Raw genomic sequence first — 313 nt, 5'->3', positions numbered from 1 at the left:
GCCGGGCACACCGAGGTGCTGAACTTCGCCCTCTACAACGCGTCGAGCCGCAGCTTCTACACCCACCCCTTCATCGGTGTGCTCAACCAGGCGCGCCCGGGTGACATCGCGCTCATCTCCTTCGGTCACAACGACCAGAACATGATGGATCCCGACAAGTACACCAGCCCTGAGGAATTCCGGGCATACCTGGAGCTTTTCGCGGACACGCTGCGCGAGCTCGGGGTGTCGCCGGTCTTCGTGACGTCGCTGGCCCGGGGCACCTTCCACGCGGACGGCCGGGTGGCCAACGGCCTGCGCGAGCGCGCCGACC

The 313-nt window shown here is 66.8% G+C and carries 1 pseudogene; it reads left to right on the top strand.

The annotated features are described in order from the left end of the window. Positions 1–15 precede the first annotated feature (15 nt). Positions 16–313, top strand: a pseudogene (locus OQ02_RS45470) (hypothetical protein); the annotation flags it as partial.

The sequence above is a fragment of the Saccharothrix sp. NRRL B-16314 genome (assembly GCF_000716595.1).
GTDB lineage: Bacteria > Actinomycetota > Actinomycetes > Mycobacteriales > Pseudonocardiaceae > Actinosynnema.
This window is presented reverse-complemented; position numbering and strand designations above follow the sequence as displayed.